The organism is Candidatus Rhodobacter oscarellae, assembly GCF_001078595.1.
Classification (GTDB): Bacteria; Pseudomonadota; Alphaproteobacteria; order Rhodobacterales; family Rhodobacteraceae; genus Rhodobacter_B; species Rhodobacter_B oscarellae.
The window spans coordinates 1,228,080-1,244,905 of record NZ_LFTY01000002.1 but is presented as its reverse complement, the minus strand read 5'-3'; the positions used below and the strand labels follow the sequence as shown (position 1 = coordinate 1,244,905).

The window sequence follows — 16,826 nt, the reverse complement described above, 5'->3', positions numbered from 1 at the left end:
GCCATTTCATGGAGACCCTGCGGGGCTGTTAGCCACATGGCAGACCTGCAAACGCGCTTGCAGGCCGTTCCAAGTTTAGGAAGGTTTTGTGCGTCAAGCGAAATGCGGTCCAGTTGGTCCTATTTCGCTTGACCCACGGTTAGTTAGCCACCTCGCCGGGAATGCCGCTTGGCGACATCTGGGAGGACTTCGCAGAAGCGCTCCCATAGCTCGGATTGATTGAAGTGGCGCTTAACGATGCCTGGGGGATCGCCCGCCCGAATACGGTCGGCCTCCTCTTCCGCCCAGATACGTTCGAGACGCGCCCGGTTGGCCTTCCAGTCATTAAGCTCAATGTGGGCGCTATCTTTGAAGCGCCAATAGTGGCCGTGTTCAAGCTGGACGTCGAAGACCTCACCGACGATCCGCACGACCGACGCGAGTGTTTCCCAATAGTCCTTGGAGACGTCCCAGCCTTTGGACTTGTGGCAGATATCGACAGCATCATCGAATTGATGCGCACTCTCCCAAGGCCCCGCCCTCGTGACCTTGCGCCCCGGGGCCGTGCGGCCCTTGGCGTAGAGCTTCGCTTGGCGCTCAGCAGTGCGCCGCCCAAAGACGACCCTGGAAGGATAGCCCGCCTCTTGCATTCCCTTAACAATTTGCTGGCCGAGGAAGATCATAGGCCCCTCGGTATAGGTGAAGCGGGTTTGCAGCTTCACCTCCTGCATTTTCTCTTTCGGATATTGCTGCTCTAGCGCTGCGGCATAGAGCGCCTGCGGCGTCAGCTGCGTTTCTTCCGGCTCGCCACGTAGTGTCTCGCGAATCGCTCGAATAAATCCCATAGATTTTCTCCTGTTTTTTTCTGGGGCAAGGCGGGCGTGTGCCGCCCATTATGGGCTTTAGGCCGCGCCCTCCTCGGGCGGCTCTTTAACGGGCTCCCTGGGGGCCCCCTTGGGGGCCTCCTTCGGGGGCTCCTGGGGGGGCTCCGCGGGCTGCTCTGCGGGCTGCTCTGCGGGCTCATCCGGCTCGGCAGGCGGTTGTTTGGCAGCCGATTGCAGCGCCTTCAACGCAGATGCTTGGCGCTCAAGCGCACTCGACGCTCGCGCGGCGCCCTCCACCAATTGCCTCATGCGAATTTCATTCGCCGTTGCGGCGGTGGGGCGGAAATCCGGGTTAGCGCCGGTCGCAAAGGGCCGAGGGTCTAGAGCCGTTTCGGCGCGTAGACCTTCCGCCACAATCACTGTGACGCCTTCCGAAACCCCGACCGTGCCACCATCCGGCACAAGGTCTGCCAGATGGGCCAAGCCAACGACACCCGGCTCCAACCCTACGGAGGCCAGCACCTCGCCCTCGGCGCCATAGACAAACGCCGAACCCCCGCCGGCAGGGACAGCCGCTCGCGCTGTGCTTAACTCTGACTTTTCCATTAGCTCTCTCCTTTGTGTGATGTTTTGCCTAAACCGCGTCGCCAAAGACGTCGGCGGTCTCGATCTGTTCGAGCTCCTCGACCGGACGAGGGCCGAAAACTCGGGGCGTTTCGATGATAGCTTGCGAAGCAATGGTATACTGGCACACTTCGGCCAGTCGATCCGCGAACGGGTAATGGTGGATATCTGCAGGATAGGAGACCGTTTCCGGCGTTACAGAAATCGGCACGTCGACCCGCCAAATGGCCGTTTTTGCCGCCACTGTGGTAAGATCGGTTTTGCGACTGAAGCCGTAGTTGACATAGTTACGCTCAATCTCGTTGATGCCGGTATAACACACTACGTCCTTACGGTTTGCACTATCGACAGACGAGTCTACATCGGCAGCGTAAAGCGGCTGCGGATCGATCTGGATCTCGTCTGCCACATGATTGCGCGCCTTCCAGCCGCGCGTAAGGATAGGATGCGGCATACGTGCAAGCGCTTCATCGGGCTTAACCGACGCCATAGTAATAATGACGCCGCCCATCTCCGTCTTGGGAATTGGCACGGCAAAGTCGATCGTTTGAGTAAGACTGCTTTGCAGCTTGCCAAGGTTGGGGCCATCCGTCGCTCGCTGCAGGTTCTGTCCGAATGTAACCTCGTTCTCATAGATCACGAACGGCTGCGCGCCGACATCTACGTTAAAGCCTGCGGCAAACCTTGCCACGAGTTCGCCGCCATATTCGGGGAATTTATCGACCAGATCGCGCATTTCGCGCGTTAACTTGTCCATTTCCTCGGCACGATAGAAATCGCGCAAGCTGAGGCTTTGCGCGGCCCTTGCGAGATCTGCAAACAGGCCTGGGAAGCCCGGATTATCGGGGTCTTCTTGAAGAAGGAATTCGGAGAAGTCACTATCCCACTTTTTGGCATAGGTGACTCCAGGCAGGCTGCCGCCGGTCTCTTTAATCTTCGCCTCGTCTCCGCCCGGGCCTTTAACGACACCGAGGCCGGTAATCGGTATTTTTCCGGAAAGATCAACCGCCCCGTCCACCCGATCTTCGGGATCAAGCACGCCATTGAGACGCTCGAGGACGGTGCGACTATAAAGGGAAGGGACGACTTCATTAGACAAGACGCCCAACTGAGCGGCCTTATGATACTTCCGACGCCGCAGATAATTGACCGCGCAGTTGTATCCCAGCCGCGCCACTTCGTTCACCACCGGGCCCAAACCAGTCTGGCGCGGCTCGACGCCGAGACGCTTACTGATATCGTTTTCTGGTTCCAAAGCGAACGGGGTTTGCCCGAGCAGCATCTTATGCCGCAAGAACTCTGTATTTCCCGGAAGGTCGACCGAGGGATCTTTCAACGCGTCGATTGCTTGCACCGGAACGAAGACGGAGATCAACTCGGCTGTAATAGGGGAGACCAAACGACCAGCGATGGGGTCCAGCTCGTAGAACATAGTCTGTTGAAGGTATCCGCCCTCACTTTCGCGAAGCGGCACGCACATGACGGGCGCGAGCTTGCCACCCCGAAAGCGCCCCGCCTTCGTGACGCTCTCGCGCCGGGTATTCCGGCGCTGCTGATTACGGTTGTACATGTTAGTTCTCCTGTATTCAGGCCCGCAGAATTGCGGCCTGTTAAGTTGGTCGTTGGTAGGGGAGGGGCGGGTTCATCGGCTGCTAGCCGCACTTAGCGGTGTATGCCAGGAAAACGGGTGCGGGGCAGGGACCACCCCTCAACGGGGGTGTGCAACTGCACCCAGCCCTTAGGGAGCTCCTTGCCTTTGTACCAGAACGGCGGCCTGGGTACCCCATCGGGGATATCGTGCTCAGCTCGATACTCCTCCCACTGGCGATTTTGCTCCTCCCGGTGCATGCGTACCTTTTCCGCCAGGGTATACGCAACGGCATCTGCGCCCGCGGCTAGACCGAGTAAGGCTCCACCGACTTCGCCGGTTGCGTCTTCGAACGTTTCACCAGTGGAAAAGTTACCGGACCCGACGAAATCTTGCCCAAAGACAGTAAACCTTGGCGCACTGTTATCGTTAAACTCCTGCGGCGCGTTTACTGACCGATCAGCGACGCGAGGAAACCCAGCGTCATCCGACCCAAGAGAAGGCCGAGCGAGAAAATCAGAAACACCTCGAGGACCAGGCGAATCCGCTGGCGCCACGGTTCGCGGGTCTTGTGTTCTCGGGACTGGCGACGTTCGGCCATCGAATACACTCCTTGAAGGCGCCTTTAAGCTATTCTTTCTGACAAGTTTTTCAAGGCGTTTGTTTTCCGCCTCAAGGGCGCTCTCCCTCACTTTACGCCTCCGGCTATCGACCGCATCGCCCAGAAGCGCTCCAGCGCTGGCGACGCTGTCCCCGAAGGAAGGCGCATAGGCGAGGCCTTGAAGGCCCTGGCCAGCGAAGAGCAACGGGTTAAAACCCGCAAGCTCCGCCTCGCGGCGAATGTTTATAGGCCTTTGCGCCTCTAGCTCACGCCGCCGCTGCCGCCTGTCCGATGCGCCACCGATAAGGCTAGCGACACCGCCCAAGATAGATGCTAACGGCATCACTCAACCCCCCAGCTACCCGGCTGATAGCCGAATAGCTTTTCCACCCGGGCGAACTCTTTGACGAGGTACGGCAGGGCCTTTTCATCGCCCGAGCTGTGAATGAGGGTTTTTGCCTCGGCCGCCAGAACGACCATCAACGCGTCTTGCGCTCGTTGTTTCGGGGTAACCTTGACCGCTCGCTTGCCAGTCATGGCCGCATTCCTTGACGGCGGTTAAACCAGGAGGACAGGAGATCAACTCCTACGCCGCTAACAATAAACGCGGCTTCGGGCAACAAGCTTGCAGTTTCTCCGTAGAGATAACCGCTAGCAGCCAAGGTCCCTCCGACAAGCGTTCCTACACGCCGCGCGAAGGGGCCGATCAGGTTTTCCATTAAAACACGGTTCATGTGTCGTTTCTCCTTTTCGGCGAACTAATTCGCATAATCAGTATTATGTAAATAATGGACATATGGGAACCTGTTGAACCGACAGATCCCTCGCCAGGAAAAACTAAGAAATTATCATTTATTTAAAACGCCCTAGACTGCGCCCTTCACTAAACGCACAAAGAAACCCGCGGGCGCCACCCTGGCGACGGCATGCCTCTATCGGGTCGGCACGTATTCCGTCAGTCTCAGGCGCTGGATCTTGCCCGACGGACCTTTCGGCAACTCATCTAGGACGTGGATGACATCCGGCGACTTAAACGCGCCCAGCTTGTCGCGGCACAGCGCCATCAGATCCTCGGAGCCGATGCGAGAGCCGTCCTTGAGGCGCACCGCGGCCTCGATGGTCTCGCCATACTTCGCGCATTGCCGGGCAAAGGCCGCGGCCTCTACGACGTCGGGATGCGCGTAAAGCGCCTCGTCGACCTCGCGCGGCGCGATATTCTCGCCGCCCTTGATGATCAGCTCCTTCAGGCGCCCGGTCACAAACACGTAGCCGTCGCTATCCTTGCGCGCCAGGTCGCCGGTCCGCAGCCAGTCGCCGCGGAAACTTGCGCCCGTGGCCTCCGGGTTCTTGAGGTATTCCAGCATCACGTTCGGGCCACGGACCACGATCTCGCCCTGAACGCCCTCTGGCAGGCTCTGGCCATCCTGGTCTTGAATGTCGACCTGGCAGCCAAAACCGATCCCCGGTGAGCCGATCTTTCGGACGCCTGGCGGCAACGGGTTGGACAGGATCTGCGCGGCGGTCTCTGTCAGCCCCATGGTCTCGATGATCGGCACGCCGAACCTGGTCTCGAACGCGCTTTGCGTCTCGACAGCCAGCGCTGACGAGGCCGAACGCCCAAATCTGAGCCGCGCGCAGCAGGCCCGGCTTGGCGCGGCGTCCCCGTGCAACAGATGCGAGATGATCGTTGGCACGGCCGAGAACCACGTCGCCTTGGTGTCGTCGGCCTGCTGCCAGAACTTAGAGGCCGAAAAGCGCGACGTCATCGCAAGCGACCCGCCGGACACCAGGCTGCCCATGACCGTCACGCAGAGCCCGTTAATGTGGTAGATCGGCAGCACGCAGAACCCGCGATCCTGCGGCGTCAGCTCATGCGCGATGGCGGTGGTCCAGCCCCCCGCCAACAGACTGGCATGGGTATGCACGACGCCTTTTGGGCGCCCGGTCGTGCCGGAGGTATACATCAGCAAGGCGTGATCCGTGGCGTCGATCTGGTGCAATACCGCGTCGCCCGCCTGGGATAGCTCAACCCGTTGAATGCCAGCGGCGTTGGCCGCGTCGAAAACCTCGGCCGCGTGGCGGTGCACAAAGGCGAACCGGGCCTCGGAATGCTCCAACGCGTAGGCAATCGCATCGCGCCCGGCGGCAAGGTTGATCATCGTCGCGCGGAACCCGCCAAGCAGCGCACCGTAAAGCGCTATGACCCCCTCGCGGCTGTTTGGGGCCACGATGGCGACGCTTTCACCCTTCGCGGCGCCCAGCGCGGTGAGGCCGCAGGCAAAGCCGCGCGCCTGGGCCTCTAGGTCCGTCCAGGAAAGCTGCTCGCCGGTCTCGGGGAATACAATGGCAGCGCCACCCCCTGCCCCCGCCTGCGCCCGCGCAGCCAGCCAATCGCGCACCGTGCCCTTCGGCGGCTGCCGCGGGTCGAGCTTCATTTTCCGGCCTCTTGCCAATAATCGGCGAAGACATCCTCGACGGCGGGCTCGCGCGGTGGGATCTCGCGGACGACCTTGGTGGACTGCATGAAATGCCGCCAATGCAGGTTGTCGTCGATGGCGTTGCCACCCCAGCTGCCGCAACCCATGGACAGCGAGAACGCCATGCCATTGGTGAAAGAGCCGCCGGTGGCAAAGGTATGGGCCTGGTTCACGATGATCCGGCTGGTCGGTATCTGCGTGGCCAAGGCTAAGGCCCGCGCATCCATCGCGGAATGCAGCCCAACGGAATGCCCCGCGCCCTGGTGCAGCTGGATGTCGCGCGCGGTGGCGACGGCGGCGTCGAAATCCGGGGCGCGGTAGAGCGCCAGAACGCGGCTCAGCTTCTCGCCGCTCAGCGGGTGATCTGGCCCGATGCCGGTTGTCGGGACGGCGATATACTCCGTCCCCTCGGGCACCTGCCCCTCCAGGCCAAGCGCGGCGATCATCCTGTCTGCGTCCTGGGCGATCACCGTGCGGTTGAGATGCCCATCGGGCCAGAGCGCCCGCACGATTGCGGCCTCGTCTTGCACCAGCGCGCCCCCTGCCCCCGCCATCGCCTGGGTGAAGGCGTCATAAACCGCGTCCACAACGATCACCGAATTCTCTGAGCTGCACGAGGTCGCATTGTCAAAGGTCTTGGAGGCGCGGATCTTTTCCGCAGCATCGGCCAGGTTCGCGGTCTCGTCCACGATCACCGTGACATTGCCCGCGCCCACGGCCACGGCGGGCGTGCCCGCGGTCTGCGCCCGGTGCACGTTGTTCTGGCTGCCGGTGCATACGATCTTGTCGCAGGTCTCCATCAGGCGCTGGGTTTTCTCCTTAGAGCCCGGCGCGGGCACCATCTGCACCAGGTCCGGGTCCTCGCCGATCTTGGCGAATTCCGCATGGATGAAGGCGATCAGGCGCTCGCAGCAGGCCACGCCCTTTGGCGAGGGCGCCACCACGATAGAATTGCCGCATTTCAGCGCGTTGATGATGTTGTTGGCGGGCGTCGCGGCGGGGTTGGTCGAGGGCACGATGGCCCCGATCACCCCCATGGCGCGGGCGATCTCGGTGATGCCACTCTCGGCGTCGTCGCGGATCACCCCATAGGTGGCCGCGCTTTGGATGTCGCGCATCAGGCCGAGGGTCTTGCGGTGGTTCTTGATGATCTTGTCGGGCACGTTGCCCAGGCCCGTGGTCTCGACGGCCAGCTTTGCCAGCTCTGCGTTGCGCTCTGGCTGCATGATGGCCCAGGCGGCGGCCTGGGCGGCACGATCATATCTGGCCTGACTGCCACCCGCCTCATAGCGCGCCTGCGCGGCGCGGGACGCGGCGATGATGACGTCCAATTCAGCAATCGGGTCAGAGATGGTCATGACAAGTCCTTGGTTGATGAGGGGCGCAGACAGGAAACCCGCGCCCCTCTTAGGTTTTCTTTAGAGGCCGGCAAGAAGCTCTTTGAGCGTCTCCTCGCGCGCCGCCCACATCTCGAGCACTTCGTCGCGCGTCATGATATGCATCGGCGAGCCGCCAGCCTTCATGCGCGAGGCCACGCGGGAGTTTTCGAACATCGCGGGCACGGTGGCCGCAAGCTTGTCGATCACGCCCTGCGGGGTTCCCTTGGGCACCATCACGCCGCGGAAGTTCACCGAGGCGTTGTCGATGTCATAGCCCTGCTCTTTCAGCGTCGGGACGTCCGGCAGGAAGTCGTTGCGCTCTAGGTCGAACACGCCCAGGATCTTCACGTTGCCGGCCTCACGCGCGCGGAACGCGTCGGAGAGGTTGTTCACGCCGCCCAGGACCTCGCCCGCGATCACGGCCTTCATGGCGCCGGCGCCGCCCTTATTGTTGGGGATGTAGGCCAGCTTGACGCCCGCGGCCTTCTCCAGCTGCAGCGCCGCGATATGGTGGCCCACAAACAGCCCCGCGCCCGAGAAGGTCAGCTTGCCGGGGTTCTCCTTGGCATAGCCGACCACATCGGACATCGAGTTAAACGCGCTATCGGCGGCGACAACGAACACGGCCGGGTCGGCGCCCCAATTGGCGATGGGCTCGAAGCTATCGGTGGAATAGCTCACGCCGCCCTCAATCGACTGCGCGATAAAGTGCGGCACGTTATAGGCGCCCATGGTGTAGCCGTCCGCATCCGCCTGCCCGGCGAACCAGTTCCAGCCTACCCGGCCTCCCGCACCAGGCTTGTTGATGATCGCGATCGGCATGCCAAGCGCGTCCTCGTTGCCCGCGGTCATGGTCACGATGCGCGCCTGAAAGTCCGTCGCACCGCCCGCGCCATAGCTGACCATCAGCATGACCGGGCGCTCGGGGTAGTTGGCGTGGCCGTCCGCCTGGGCCGTGCCGGTGACGGCGGCGAGCGCAATGGCTGCCCCTGCAAGTAATTTCTTCATGGGTTTCTCCTCCCTTTGGATTGGTTCCTGCCGCTATTGCGGTTCAGAAAAATATCTCTCGTGGGGTGAAGACCCCCAAGAGCATGGCAAAAAGGCCGTACATCACCGCCAAAAAACCGGCGGTGATCACCGCGCGCCTGACCCAGCTCTTCAGCTCGGAATGCGGCGCGGGGTCGTAGAGCGATAGCAATATGAAGAAGGTGATCGTGCTGGCGGTGTAAAAGCCCAGGCCCTTGGCGGCCCAGAAGATGTAGACCAGCGCCACCAGCAGCCCCGGCGCGATGCGCAGCAGCGCCTCCGCGCTCAGCCCGTTGCCGACTTTGCTGCACCCAAGGATGGCCTTGCCAAAGGTCCACAGCGCCAGCACCACGAACACCGTTGAGATAAGGCGCGGGAACAGGAAGGCCGCCGCGGGTTCCTGTGTGTAGCTGACCCAGGTCACGGTGACGCCGACCAGCGCGACAACGCCCGAGGCACAGATATGCTGGATGCGCGGCAGGTCGGTCATGACAGCGCCTCCTCCTTTGCCACGGCCTCGTCCTTGGTGGTGACAACCCTGCGCGCGCGCAGCTCCATCAGGACAGAGTACCCGACCGACAGCACAACGATGGCGATCAGCGTCAGGTTCAGCGCGCCGGTAAAGAAGTACTGGCTGACGCTCGAGGTGGCATTGGCGATCATCGAGCCTTGGATGAAATTCGCCTCTGCGATGGGGCCTAGGATCAGGCCCAGCACCAGGGGCGCGGCGGAAAAGCCGAAGCGCTCGAGAAAATACATCCCCGTGCCAAGCGCGGCCATCACATAGACGTCCCCCATCGAGGTCTGCACCGAGTAGCTGCCGAACACCGCCAGCGCCAGCACCACCGCGGCCATGACCTCGTTGGGCACCTGCGCCACCCGCGCGGCCAGCCCGGCCACGTAGAGGCCAAAGATGCACATCAGCACCTGCCCGATCAGCATCGAGTTGATGAAGGTCCAGGCCACCTGCGGGTGGTTGTCGAACAGGTCCGAGCCGGGGAAGATGCCGTGGATCAGCAGCCCACCCAGCAGCACCGCCGCCGTGGGCGACCCGGGGATGGACAGCGTCAGCAAGGGCACAAGCGACGGGCCGACCATGGCGTTATTGGCGCTCTCTGCGGCGATCACACCCTCGGGGTGGCCGGTGCCGAACTTGTCGCGCTCGGGGCTGGTCTTCTTGGCCTGATCATAGGCCACCAGCCCGGCGATCTGCCCGCCCACGCCGGGGATCAGCCCAATGATGGACCCGGTGATCGTGCCAATAGACAGGGCGCGCATCCGGCCAAAGACCTCGCGGATGGCGTCCCCGATGGGGTGGCGCTCGACCTCAAGCACCTCGGCATCCAGCCGCGACCGGCCCTTGGCGAACATGGTTATGACCTGCGGGATCGCGAAAAGCCCGATCAGCGCCGGGATCACGTTGATCCCCCCCGCCAGGCTGTCGTGAAAGATGAAGCGCTGCGCGCCCATGATGTCGTCAAAGCCGATGGTCGACAGCCAAAGCCCGATGCACCCCGCCAGCAGGCCCTTCACCACCGACCCGCCATCCAAAGAGCCGATCACGGTCACGCCCAGGATCGCCAGCCAGAACAGATGCGACGGGCCAAAGGCCAGCGCCCATTGCGCTAGGACCGGCGTCAGGAAGATCAACAGGAAGACCCCGAATATGCCGCCCACCGCCGAGGCCAAGAAGGAAAGCTGCAGCGCCCGCGCGCCCTGCCCCTTCTTGGCCATCGTGTGACCGTCCAGCGTGGTGGCGATATTGGCGGGCGCGCCGGGGATTTTCAAAAGGATCGCGCTTACCGCACCGCCCGCCACGGTCGAGGTATAGGCCGCCCCCAGCAGGATCAGGCCCTGCGCGGGCTCCAACCGAAACGTGAAGGGGATCAGCAGCGCCACCGCCATCGTCGGCGACAGCCCGGGCGTCGCCCCCAGGATCAGCCCGCCGACCGTTCCCAGCATCAGAAGCATGAAGTTAAACGGGACGAAGACGTCGCCAAAGTACTGAATGAACTCCAAGCCCAGCCCTCCCCGCCAGCCGTGTTCAGGTTGACATCACAGAGTAGCCAATGAAAATAGTATTGCAAATGTTTTCATTTTTTTATGAGAGGTGGTCGACAAGGCATTGTTATGGATCATAAAAAGATAGATATTGTGGCCGTGGCGCGCGCCGCAAAGGTGTCCGCCTCGACGGTCTCGCGCAGCTTCAACCACCCCGATCTGGTCAAGGGCACGACCCGCAAAAAGATCGACGCGGCGGTGCGCCGGTTGGGGTACATCCGCAACCGGGCGGCGCAGACGATTCACGGCATCCGCAGCGGGACGGTGGGATTGATCGTGCCCACGATTGACCACACGATCTTTGCGGAGCTGATCCAAAGCTTCGCCACATCCATCGAAGAGCGCGGCTTTACCATCCTTTTGGCCTCGCATGGCTACAGCCTGGACCGCGAATATGGGATGGCGCGCAAGATGCTGGAGCACCGAGTCGATGGGCTGGCCTTTGTCGGCCACAACCATTCCGAGGACACTTTCGAGCTGCTGCGACGGCAAAAGACGCCCACGATCCTGCTTTGGAACTACGCCGAGGCCTCGCCCTTCCCCTCTGTGGGGTCCGACAATTTTCTGGCCGGGCGATTGGTGGGGGAGCATGTTGCGGGCCTTGGGCACCGCTCGGTGGCGCTGCTGTTCCCGCCGCTGGCGGGGAATGACCGCGCATCAGAGCGATTCGAGGGCGTGGTGAGCGCGCTGGGGGCCGCGGGTTGCGCGCTGCGGGACGATTGGCAGCTGGAGACGCCCTATAGCGTTGATGCCGCCAAGGAGGCGGTGATGCGCTTTGTAAGCGACGGTCACCGGCCGACCGCCATCATCTGCGGCAATGACGTATTGGCCTGGGGGGCGCTGCATGCGCTGGCGAAGCTGCGGCTGCGGGTGCCGGATGATGTCACGGTGACGGGGATCGGCGATTTCAAGGGGTCGGGCGCGTTCGAGCCGGGGCTGACCACCGTGCGCATTCCGGCGCATCAGATTGGCGCGCAGGCCGCCGAGATGATCGCCAACACGATCACGACCGACGCCTCCACGCCCAAGAGCGTGCTTGTCCCTCCAGTGCTTGTGCCGCGCAAAACCAGCGCACCTAAATAGGTGAATTTTGACCTCGCGAAAGAAATTCGTCGAATGTGACCGGTCACCTCTCGCAATAGGGTCAGTTTTTTGTTGTATAGTTGAAACTATGGGATGAGAATTTCAGGCCCGCCTGCTCGGCGGACCGGATGCTTTTGATTGATTTGGTGAACTTTGGAGGTTCGAGCATGCTCGACTACGTCGATGCTGTTGTGTCTGCGCGTACCATGGAAACCATCTGGCCGATCCACTGCGAGGCCATGGCGAAATTCGGTTTCAACCGCATCATGTATGGGATGACGCGGTCTCGGAACCCAGGCGCATTGGGCAGCCGTGAGGACTTTTTGGTCCTGACCAATCTCGAAGAAAGCTATGCTGAACCCTTTGTGGATAAGGGTCTCTACAAGCACGCGCCCATGATGCGCCATGTCCTGCACAACACCGGCGCGGCCAGCTGGGCCTGGCTCAGCCAGAACGCCTCGAAGCTCACGCCCGAGGAAAAGGCCGTGATGCGCTTTAACGCCGAACACAACGTTAAGGCCGGCTACACGATCAGCTTTCTTCAGATCACGCCGCGCACGATTGCCGCGATGGCGTTGATTGCGGACGAATCAGTCTCCCAAGAGGCGGTCGATGCCATGTGGGAGAACCGCGGACGCGAGATTCTGGCCCTCAACAATGTGTTTCACCTCAAGGTGACGCAACTTCCCTATACCGCCGCCCGCAAGACCCTGACAAAGCGGCAGCGCGAGACGTTTGAATGGGTGGGTGAGGGCAAAACAACACAAGATATCGGCATCATCATGGGCCTGACGCCCGCCACGGTTGAAAAACACTTGCGCCTTGCACGTGAGGCGCTAGATGTCGAGACGACTGCCCAGGCTGTCGTTAAGGCGTCCTTCCAGAATCAGATCTTTCTGGTGGACGGATTGGATGCGTGAATTGCGTTTCCGATCTCCAAATTTCGTTGATTTATTGGGTGTCAATCAGATAACCCTGACATGGTAAGGAATCCCGTACTTTCTAAATTTTCCCTTAATGGCATTCTGAGACTGTTCCGTGAGTGGTGGCATTAGCCAAGGAACAGCGGACCCGAGCGAGCCGAGATTTTGGCAAGCAACGGTCCGGTATCCGGGCAACCGGACGCTGGGTAGGGGCCTTTTAGTCGGGCCCCTCCCAGCACCTAAAAGAGGGAGCCTCCGTCCTCATCCCCAATAGTCGGGGCTCCCGAGGAATTTCGGCGCGGATCGTGCATGGATCCGCGCCGTTTCCTCGTCTTCCAGTTTGCTCAGGAAATCGGCGACCGGCAGCCCATCAGCGGAGCCGCGTCCCAAACGAAAAAGGGCGCCTCGCGGCGCCCCTTCCCGAACTCTTTGAAACGGCAATCAGCCCTGCGCGGCCTTTGCGACCTCGGCAGCGAAGTCCTCTTTCTCGACCTCGATGCCTTCGCCGACCTCAAGCCGCACGAAACCGGTGATCTCGACGCCGGCCTCTTTGGCGGCCTGCTCGACGGTCAGGTCCGGGTTCACAACGAACTTTTGGTTCAGCAGGGTGATTTCGGCCATGAATTTCTTCATGCGGCCCACGATCATCTTCTCGATGACCGCTTCGGGCTTGCCGCTTTCGCGGGCGATATCCATCTGGATCTGCTTTTCCTTCTCGACGACAGCCGCGTCAAGCTCGGCCTCGTTGAGCGCCTGCGGGCGCGGATCAGCGGCGGCCACGTGCATCGCGACCTGCTTACCAAAGGCTTCGTTTTCGCCGGTCATCGCGACAAGCACGCCGATCTTGCCCATATTCGGAGCGACGGCATTGTGGACATAGCTTGCCACCGTCTCGCCCTCTATTGTGGCCATGCGGCGGACGCTCATGTTCTCGCCGATAGTGGCGATCTTCTCGGTCAGAACGTCCTTCACGGTTTTGCCGCCCATGTCAGAGGCCAACAGTTCGTCCACATCGGCGGCATTCATCGCCAGTTTCGCGACGCCGCCAACCATTTCTTGGAACTCGGCTTTCTTGGCGACGAAGTCGGTCTCAGAGTTCACCTCAACCGCAACGCCCTTGCCGCCCTCAATGGCCAGCGCGACCAAGCCCTCGGCCGCGGTGCGGCCGGATTTCTTGGCGGCCTTGGCCAGGCCCTTGGTGCGCAGCCAGTCGACTGCGGCGTCCATGTCGCCATCGTTTTCGGTCAACGCCTTCTTGGCGTCCATCATGCCTGCGCCGGTCTGATCACGCAGCGCCTTCACCATGCTCGCGGTGATTGCCATCTTGGCTCTCCTAAGTCTTGAACTACTCGCGGGAGCGGCCTACCCGCCCCCGGTCTCAGTTATGTGACGCCTAAGCGCCTAAGCACCTTTGTGCCGGGGCGATTATGCCTCGGCTTTGGGCTCTTCAGCGGCGGCCTCTGCTTCGGCGGCGGGGGCCTCTTCTGCGACGGCCTCCTCGGCGGGGGCTTCTTCCAGCTCGCCGATGTCGATGCCTGCGGCGTCCATCTGCGCGCTCATGCCGTCCAGCGCGGCGCGGCTGACGAGGTCGCAGTAAAGCGCGATGGCGCGGGCCGCGTCGTCATTGCCGGGGATGATGTAGTCAACGCCGGCGGGCGAGCAGTTGGTGTCGACCACGGCCACAACCGGGATGCCCAGCTTGTTGGCCTCGGCAATCGCCAGGTCTTCCTTGTTGACGTCGATCACGAAGATCAGGTCCGGCAGGCCGCCCATTTCGCGGATCCCGCCCAGCGAGGCCTGCAGTTTGTTGCGGTCGCGCTCGATCGAAAGACGCTCGCGCTTGGTGAGGCCGTCGGCGCCCTCGACCATCTGCTCGTCGATGGACTTAAGGCGACCGATGGACTGCGACACGGTCTTCCAGTTGGTCAGCGTGCCGCCCAGCCAGCGGTGGTTCATGTAGTATTGCGCGCAGCGCTCTGCGGCGTCCGCGATGGGCTTTTGCGCCTGGCGCTTGGTGCCCACGAACAGCACCGAGCCGCCCTTGGCGACGACTTCGCGCACCGCGTTCAGCGCAGCGTCGAGCATCGGCACGGTCTGGGTCAGGTCCATGATGTGGATGCCGTTGCGGTCGCCATAGATGAACTCCGCCATGCGCGGGTTCCAGCGTTGCGTCTGGTGACCAAAGTGAACGCCCGCTTCCAACAGCTGACGCAAAGAGAATTCAGGCAATGCCATCTCTTGTCTTCCTTTCCGGTTTCAATACTCGGCGCAGCGCATCACCCCGGGTGGGGCAACCGGCGGACGCGATTGGGGATTTCTCCCCCAATGGCCCAAGCCACGCCTGTGAAGTGCGCGCCGATTACGCCAAGTGACGGGCTTTGACAACCCCCTTAGCCCTTGCGATATGGGCGCAATGGCAGATTCCCAACAAATCCTATGCATCGGCTCGGTCCTGTGGGACGTCATCGGGCGCTCTGCGGCGACGATGCGCGCGGGCTCGGACGTGCCCGGGCGCATCACCCGCGTTCCCGGCGGCGTGGCGCTGAACATCGCGATGACGCTACGCCGCTTTGGCCTGGCGCCCGCGCTCTTGACCACGATTGGCCGCGACGAAGAGGGCGACGAGCTGATCACGCGCTGCAACCAGATGAGTCTTCTAACGGATTTCGTTTATCGTTCCGAGGACTTACCGACCGACATTTACATGGCCATCGAGGGCGGAAACGGGCTGATCGCGGCCATTGCGGACGCGCATTCGCTGGAGGCCGCGGGCGACAAGATCTTGCGACCGCTGGCCGATGGAACGCTGGGCTCGGCAGACGCCCCCTACCCTGGCGTGATCGCGCTGGATGGCAACCTGACCGAGGCGCTTTTGTCGGAGATCGCACAAAGCCCGCTCTTCGTGGCGGCGGATCTGCGCGTCGCCCCCGCCAGCCCCGGCAAGGCCGAGCGCCTTTTGCCGCTGCTCGGGCATCCGCGCGCGACGCTTTATGTGAACAAAGAAGAGGCGGGTTATCTCTGCCAGCGCGGCTTTGAGACCGCGCCGGAGGCCGCCCAGGCGCTGGTCGAGCGCGGCGCGCCGCGCGCGCTGGTCACCGATGGCGGGGCAGAGACCGCCGACGCCACTGGCGGCGGGCTGATCGTCGCCACCCCGCCCGAGGTCATGGTCACCCGCGTCACCGGCGCAGGCGATACCTTTATGGCGGCGCATATCGCCGCTGAAACACGTGGACAGGATCGCGCCACGGCCCTGAATGCCGCGCTTTCGGCCGCTGCATCCTATGTCTCTGGAGACGTGCCCCAATGATCGACATCCACTATTCGGACGAGGTGCAAATCGCCAAGCTTGACGGCGCGCCGTTGGTGGCGCTGGAGAGCACCATCATCACCCATGGCATGCCCTTCCCGCAGAATGTCGAGACCGCGCGGCGGGTCGAGGCCGAGATCCGCGCCACCGGCGCGATCCCCGCGACCATAGCGGTCCTGGGCGGCGCATTGCATGTGGGGCTGAGTGACGGTGATCTGGACGCCTTGGGTCAGGCCAAGGACGTGATGAAACTCAGCCGGGCCGATCTGCCCGTGGCCATCGCCTCGGGCCGCACCGGGGCCACGACAGTGGCTGCCACCATGATCGCCGCGCATCTGGCGGGGATCGAGGTCTTTGCGACCGGCGGCATTGGCGGCGTGCATCGCGGCGCCGAGCAGAGCTTTGACATCTCCGCCGATCTGCGCGAGCTGGCGCTGACCCCGGTCACGGTGGTCTCCGCCGGGGCCAAGGCGATCCTGGATCTGCCCAAGACGCTAGAGGTGCTGGAAACCTACGGCGTGCCGGTCATCGCCTATGGTCAGGACCCCCTGCCCGCCTTTTGGTCGCGCGACAGCGGCCTCATGTCGCCGCTGCGGATGGACACGGCGCATCAGATCGCCGCCGCGCAGCGCCTGCGCGCCGAGATGGGCCTCAGCGGTGGGCAGCTTGTCGGCAACCCAATCCCCGCTGCGGCCGAGATCCCGCTTGCCGAGATGCAAGACGTGGTGGCCCGCGCCCTGCAAAGCGCCGATGCCGAGGGTGTCAGCGGAAAACACGTCACCCCATACCTGCTGGATCGTATCTTTAAGATCACTCAGGGCCGCTCGCTGGAGGCGAATATCGAATTGGTGCTGAACAACGCCCGTCTCGCCGCCGAGATCGCAAAAGAATTAAGCAAAATGCGCTAAGATCGGGCGCGTGGGGCGCAAGCTCTGTTGTGACCTGCGGGTTAAC

Annotated in this window: 16 protein-coding genes; 4 read left to right on the top strand and 12 right to left on the bottom strand. The window is 62.4% G+C overall.

The window, feature by feature from the left end; genetic code table 11:
* Positions 1-143 precede the first annotated feature (143 nt).
* From AIOL_RS23950 to AIOL_RS10875, 10 genes are all read right to left on the bottom strand, one after another.
* Complete coding sequence (locus AIOL_RS23950) at positions 144-824, bottom strand: M15 family metallopeptidase (protein ID WP_053101246.1); 681 nt, start codon at positions 822-824, stop codon at positions 144-146.
* A 613-nt stretch (positions 825-1,437) separates the two neighbouring features.
* Entirely contained in the window at positions 1,438-2,997 is a 1,560-nt protein-coding gene (locus AIOL_RS10905; RefSeq protein ID WP_049643002.1) for a hypothetical protein, read from the bottom strand.
* Between the two features lie 466 nt (positions 2,998-3,463).
* A complete protein-coding gene (locus AIOL_RS25495; RefSeq protein ID WP_160314465.1) occupies positions 3,464-3,616 on the bottom strand; it encodes a hypothetical protein in 153 nt (50 codons plus the stop codon).
* A gap of 342 nt (positions 3,617-3,958) precedes the next feature.
* Positions 3,959-4,153, bottom strand: coding sequence for a hypothetical protein (locus AIOL_RS10900; RefSeq protein ID WP_049643001.1), 195 nt, complete (start codon positions 4,151-4,153; stop codon positions 3,959-3,961).
* Positions 4,150-4,350: a hypothetical protein gene (locus tag AIOL_RS25025; protein ID WP_152912485.1), complete on the bottom strand. Its 201-nt coding sequence runs from the start codon at positions 4,348-4,350 to the stop codon at positions 4,150-4,152. The genes AIOL_RS10900 and AIOL_RS25025 overlap by 4 nt, the downstream gene beginning before the upstream one ends.
* Positions 4,351-4,548: 198 nt before the next feature.
* The gene (locus AIOL_RS10895) at positions 4,549-6,051 is read right to left on the bottom strand and encodes an AMP-binding protein (RefSeq protein WP_049643000.1); all 1,503 of its coding nucleotides are present in this window, start codon (positions 6,049-6,051) and stop codon (positions 4,549-4,551) included.
* Entirely contained in the window at positions 6,048-7,451 is a 1,404-nt protein-coding gene (gene sauS, locus AIOL_RS10890; RefSeq protein ID WP_049642999.1) for an acylating sulfoacetaldehyde dehydrogenase, read from the bottom strand. The genes AIOL_RS10895 and sauS overlap by 4 nt, the downstream gene beginning before the upstream one ends.
* Before the next feature lie 60 nt (positions 7,452-7,511).
* The gene (locus AIOL_RS10885) at positions 7,512-8,480 is read right to left on the bottom strand and encodes a tripartite tricarboxylate transporter substrate binding protein (RefSeq protein WP_049642998.1); all 969 of its coding nucleotides are present in this window, start codon (positions 8,478-8,480) and stop codon (positions 7,512-7,514) included.
* Positions 8,481-8,523: 43 nt separating this feature from the next.
* Positions 8,524-8,988, bottom strand: coding sequence for a tripartite tricarboxylate transporter TctB family protein (locus AIOL_RS10880; RefSeq protein ID WP_049642997.1), 465 nt, complete (start codon positions 8,986-8,988; stop codon positions 8,524-8,526).
* On the bottom strand, positions 8,985-10,517 hold the full coding sequence (locus AIOL_RS10875; protein WP_049642996.1) for a tripartite tricarboxylate transporter permease: 1,533 nt from the start codon (positions 10,515-10,517) through the stop codon (positions 8,985-8,987). Before AIOL_RS10875 ends, AIOL_RS10880 begins: the two co-directional genes overlap by 4 nt.
* 111 nt (positions 10,518-10,628) lie before the next feature.
* Here AIOL_RS10875 and AIOL_RS10870 point away from each other — a divergent pair, with 111 nt between their 5' ends.
* Together AIOL_RS10870 and AIOL_RS10865 are read left to right on the top strand one after the other, a co-directional pair.
* Positions 10,629-11,642 (top strand): LacI family DNA-binding transcriptional regulator, encoded by a 1,014-nt coding sequence (locus tag AIOL_RS10870; protein WP_049642995.1) that lies wholly within the window; start codon positions 10,629-10,631, stop codon positions 11,640-11,642.
* 167 nt (positions 11,643-11,809) lie between these two features.
* The gene (locus AIOL_RS10865) at positions 11,810-12,562 is read left to right on the top strand and encodes a helix-turn-helix transcriptional regulator (protein ID WP_049645391.1); all 753 of its coding nucleotides are present in this window, start codon (positions 11,810-11,812) and stop codon (positions 12,560-12,562) included.
* A gap of 444 nt (positions 12,563-13,006) precedes the next feature.
* On the opposite strand, the gene tsf is transcribed toward AIOL_RS10865, so the two are convergent.
* Together tsf and rpsB are read right to left on the bottom strand one after the other, a co-directional pair.
* The gene (gene tsf, locus AIOL_RS10860) at positions 13,007-13,888 is read right to left on the bottom strand and encodes a translation elongation factor Ts (RefSeq protein ID WP_049642994.1); all 882 of its coding nucleotides are present in this window, start codon (positions 13,886-13,888) and stop codon (positions 13,007-13,009) included.
* 102 nt (positions 13,889-13,990) lie between these two features.
* Positions 13,991-14,800: a 30S ribosomal protein S2 gene (gene rpsB, locus AIOL_RS10855; protein ID WP_049642993.1), complete on the bottom strand. Its 810-nt coding sequence runs from the start codon at positions 14,798-14,800 to the stop codon at positions 13,991-13,993.
* Between the two features lie 178 nt (positions 14,801-14,978).
* Here rpsB and AIOL_RS10850 point away from each other — a divergent pair, with 178 nt between their 5' ends.
* Together AIOL_RS10850 and AIOL_RS10845 are read left to right on the top strand one after the other, a co-directional pair.
* Entirely contained in the window at positions 14,979-15,872 is an 894-nt protein-coding gene (locus tag AIOL_RS10850) for a PfkB family carbohydrate kinase (RefSeq protein WP_049645390.1), read from the top strand.
* On the top strand, positions 15,869-16,780 hold the full coding sequence (locus AIOL_RS10845) for a pseudouridine-5'-phosphate glycosidase (RefSeq protein WP_049642992.1): 912 nt from the start codon (positions 15,869-15,871) through the stop codon (positions 16,778-16,780). The genes AIOL_RS10850 and AIOL_RS10845 overlap by 4 nt, the downstream gene beginning before the upstream one ends.
* The last annotated feature ends 46 nt before the right edge of the window (positions 16,781-16,826 follow it).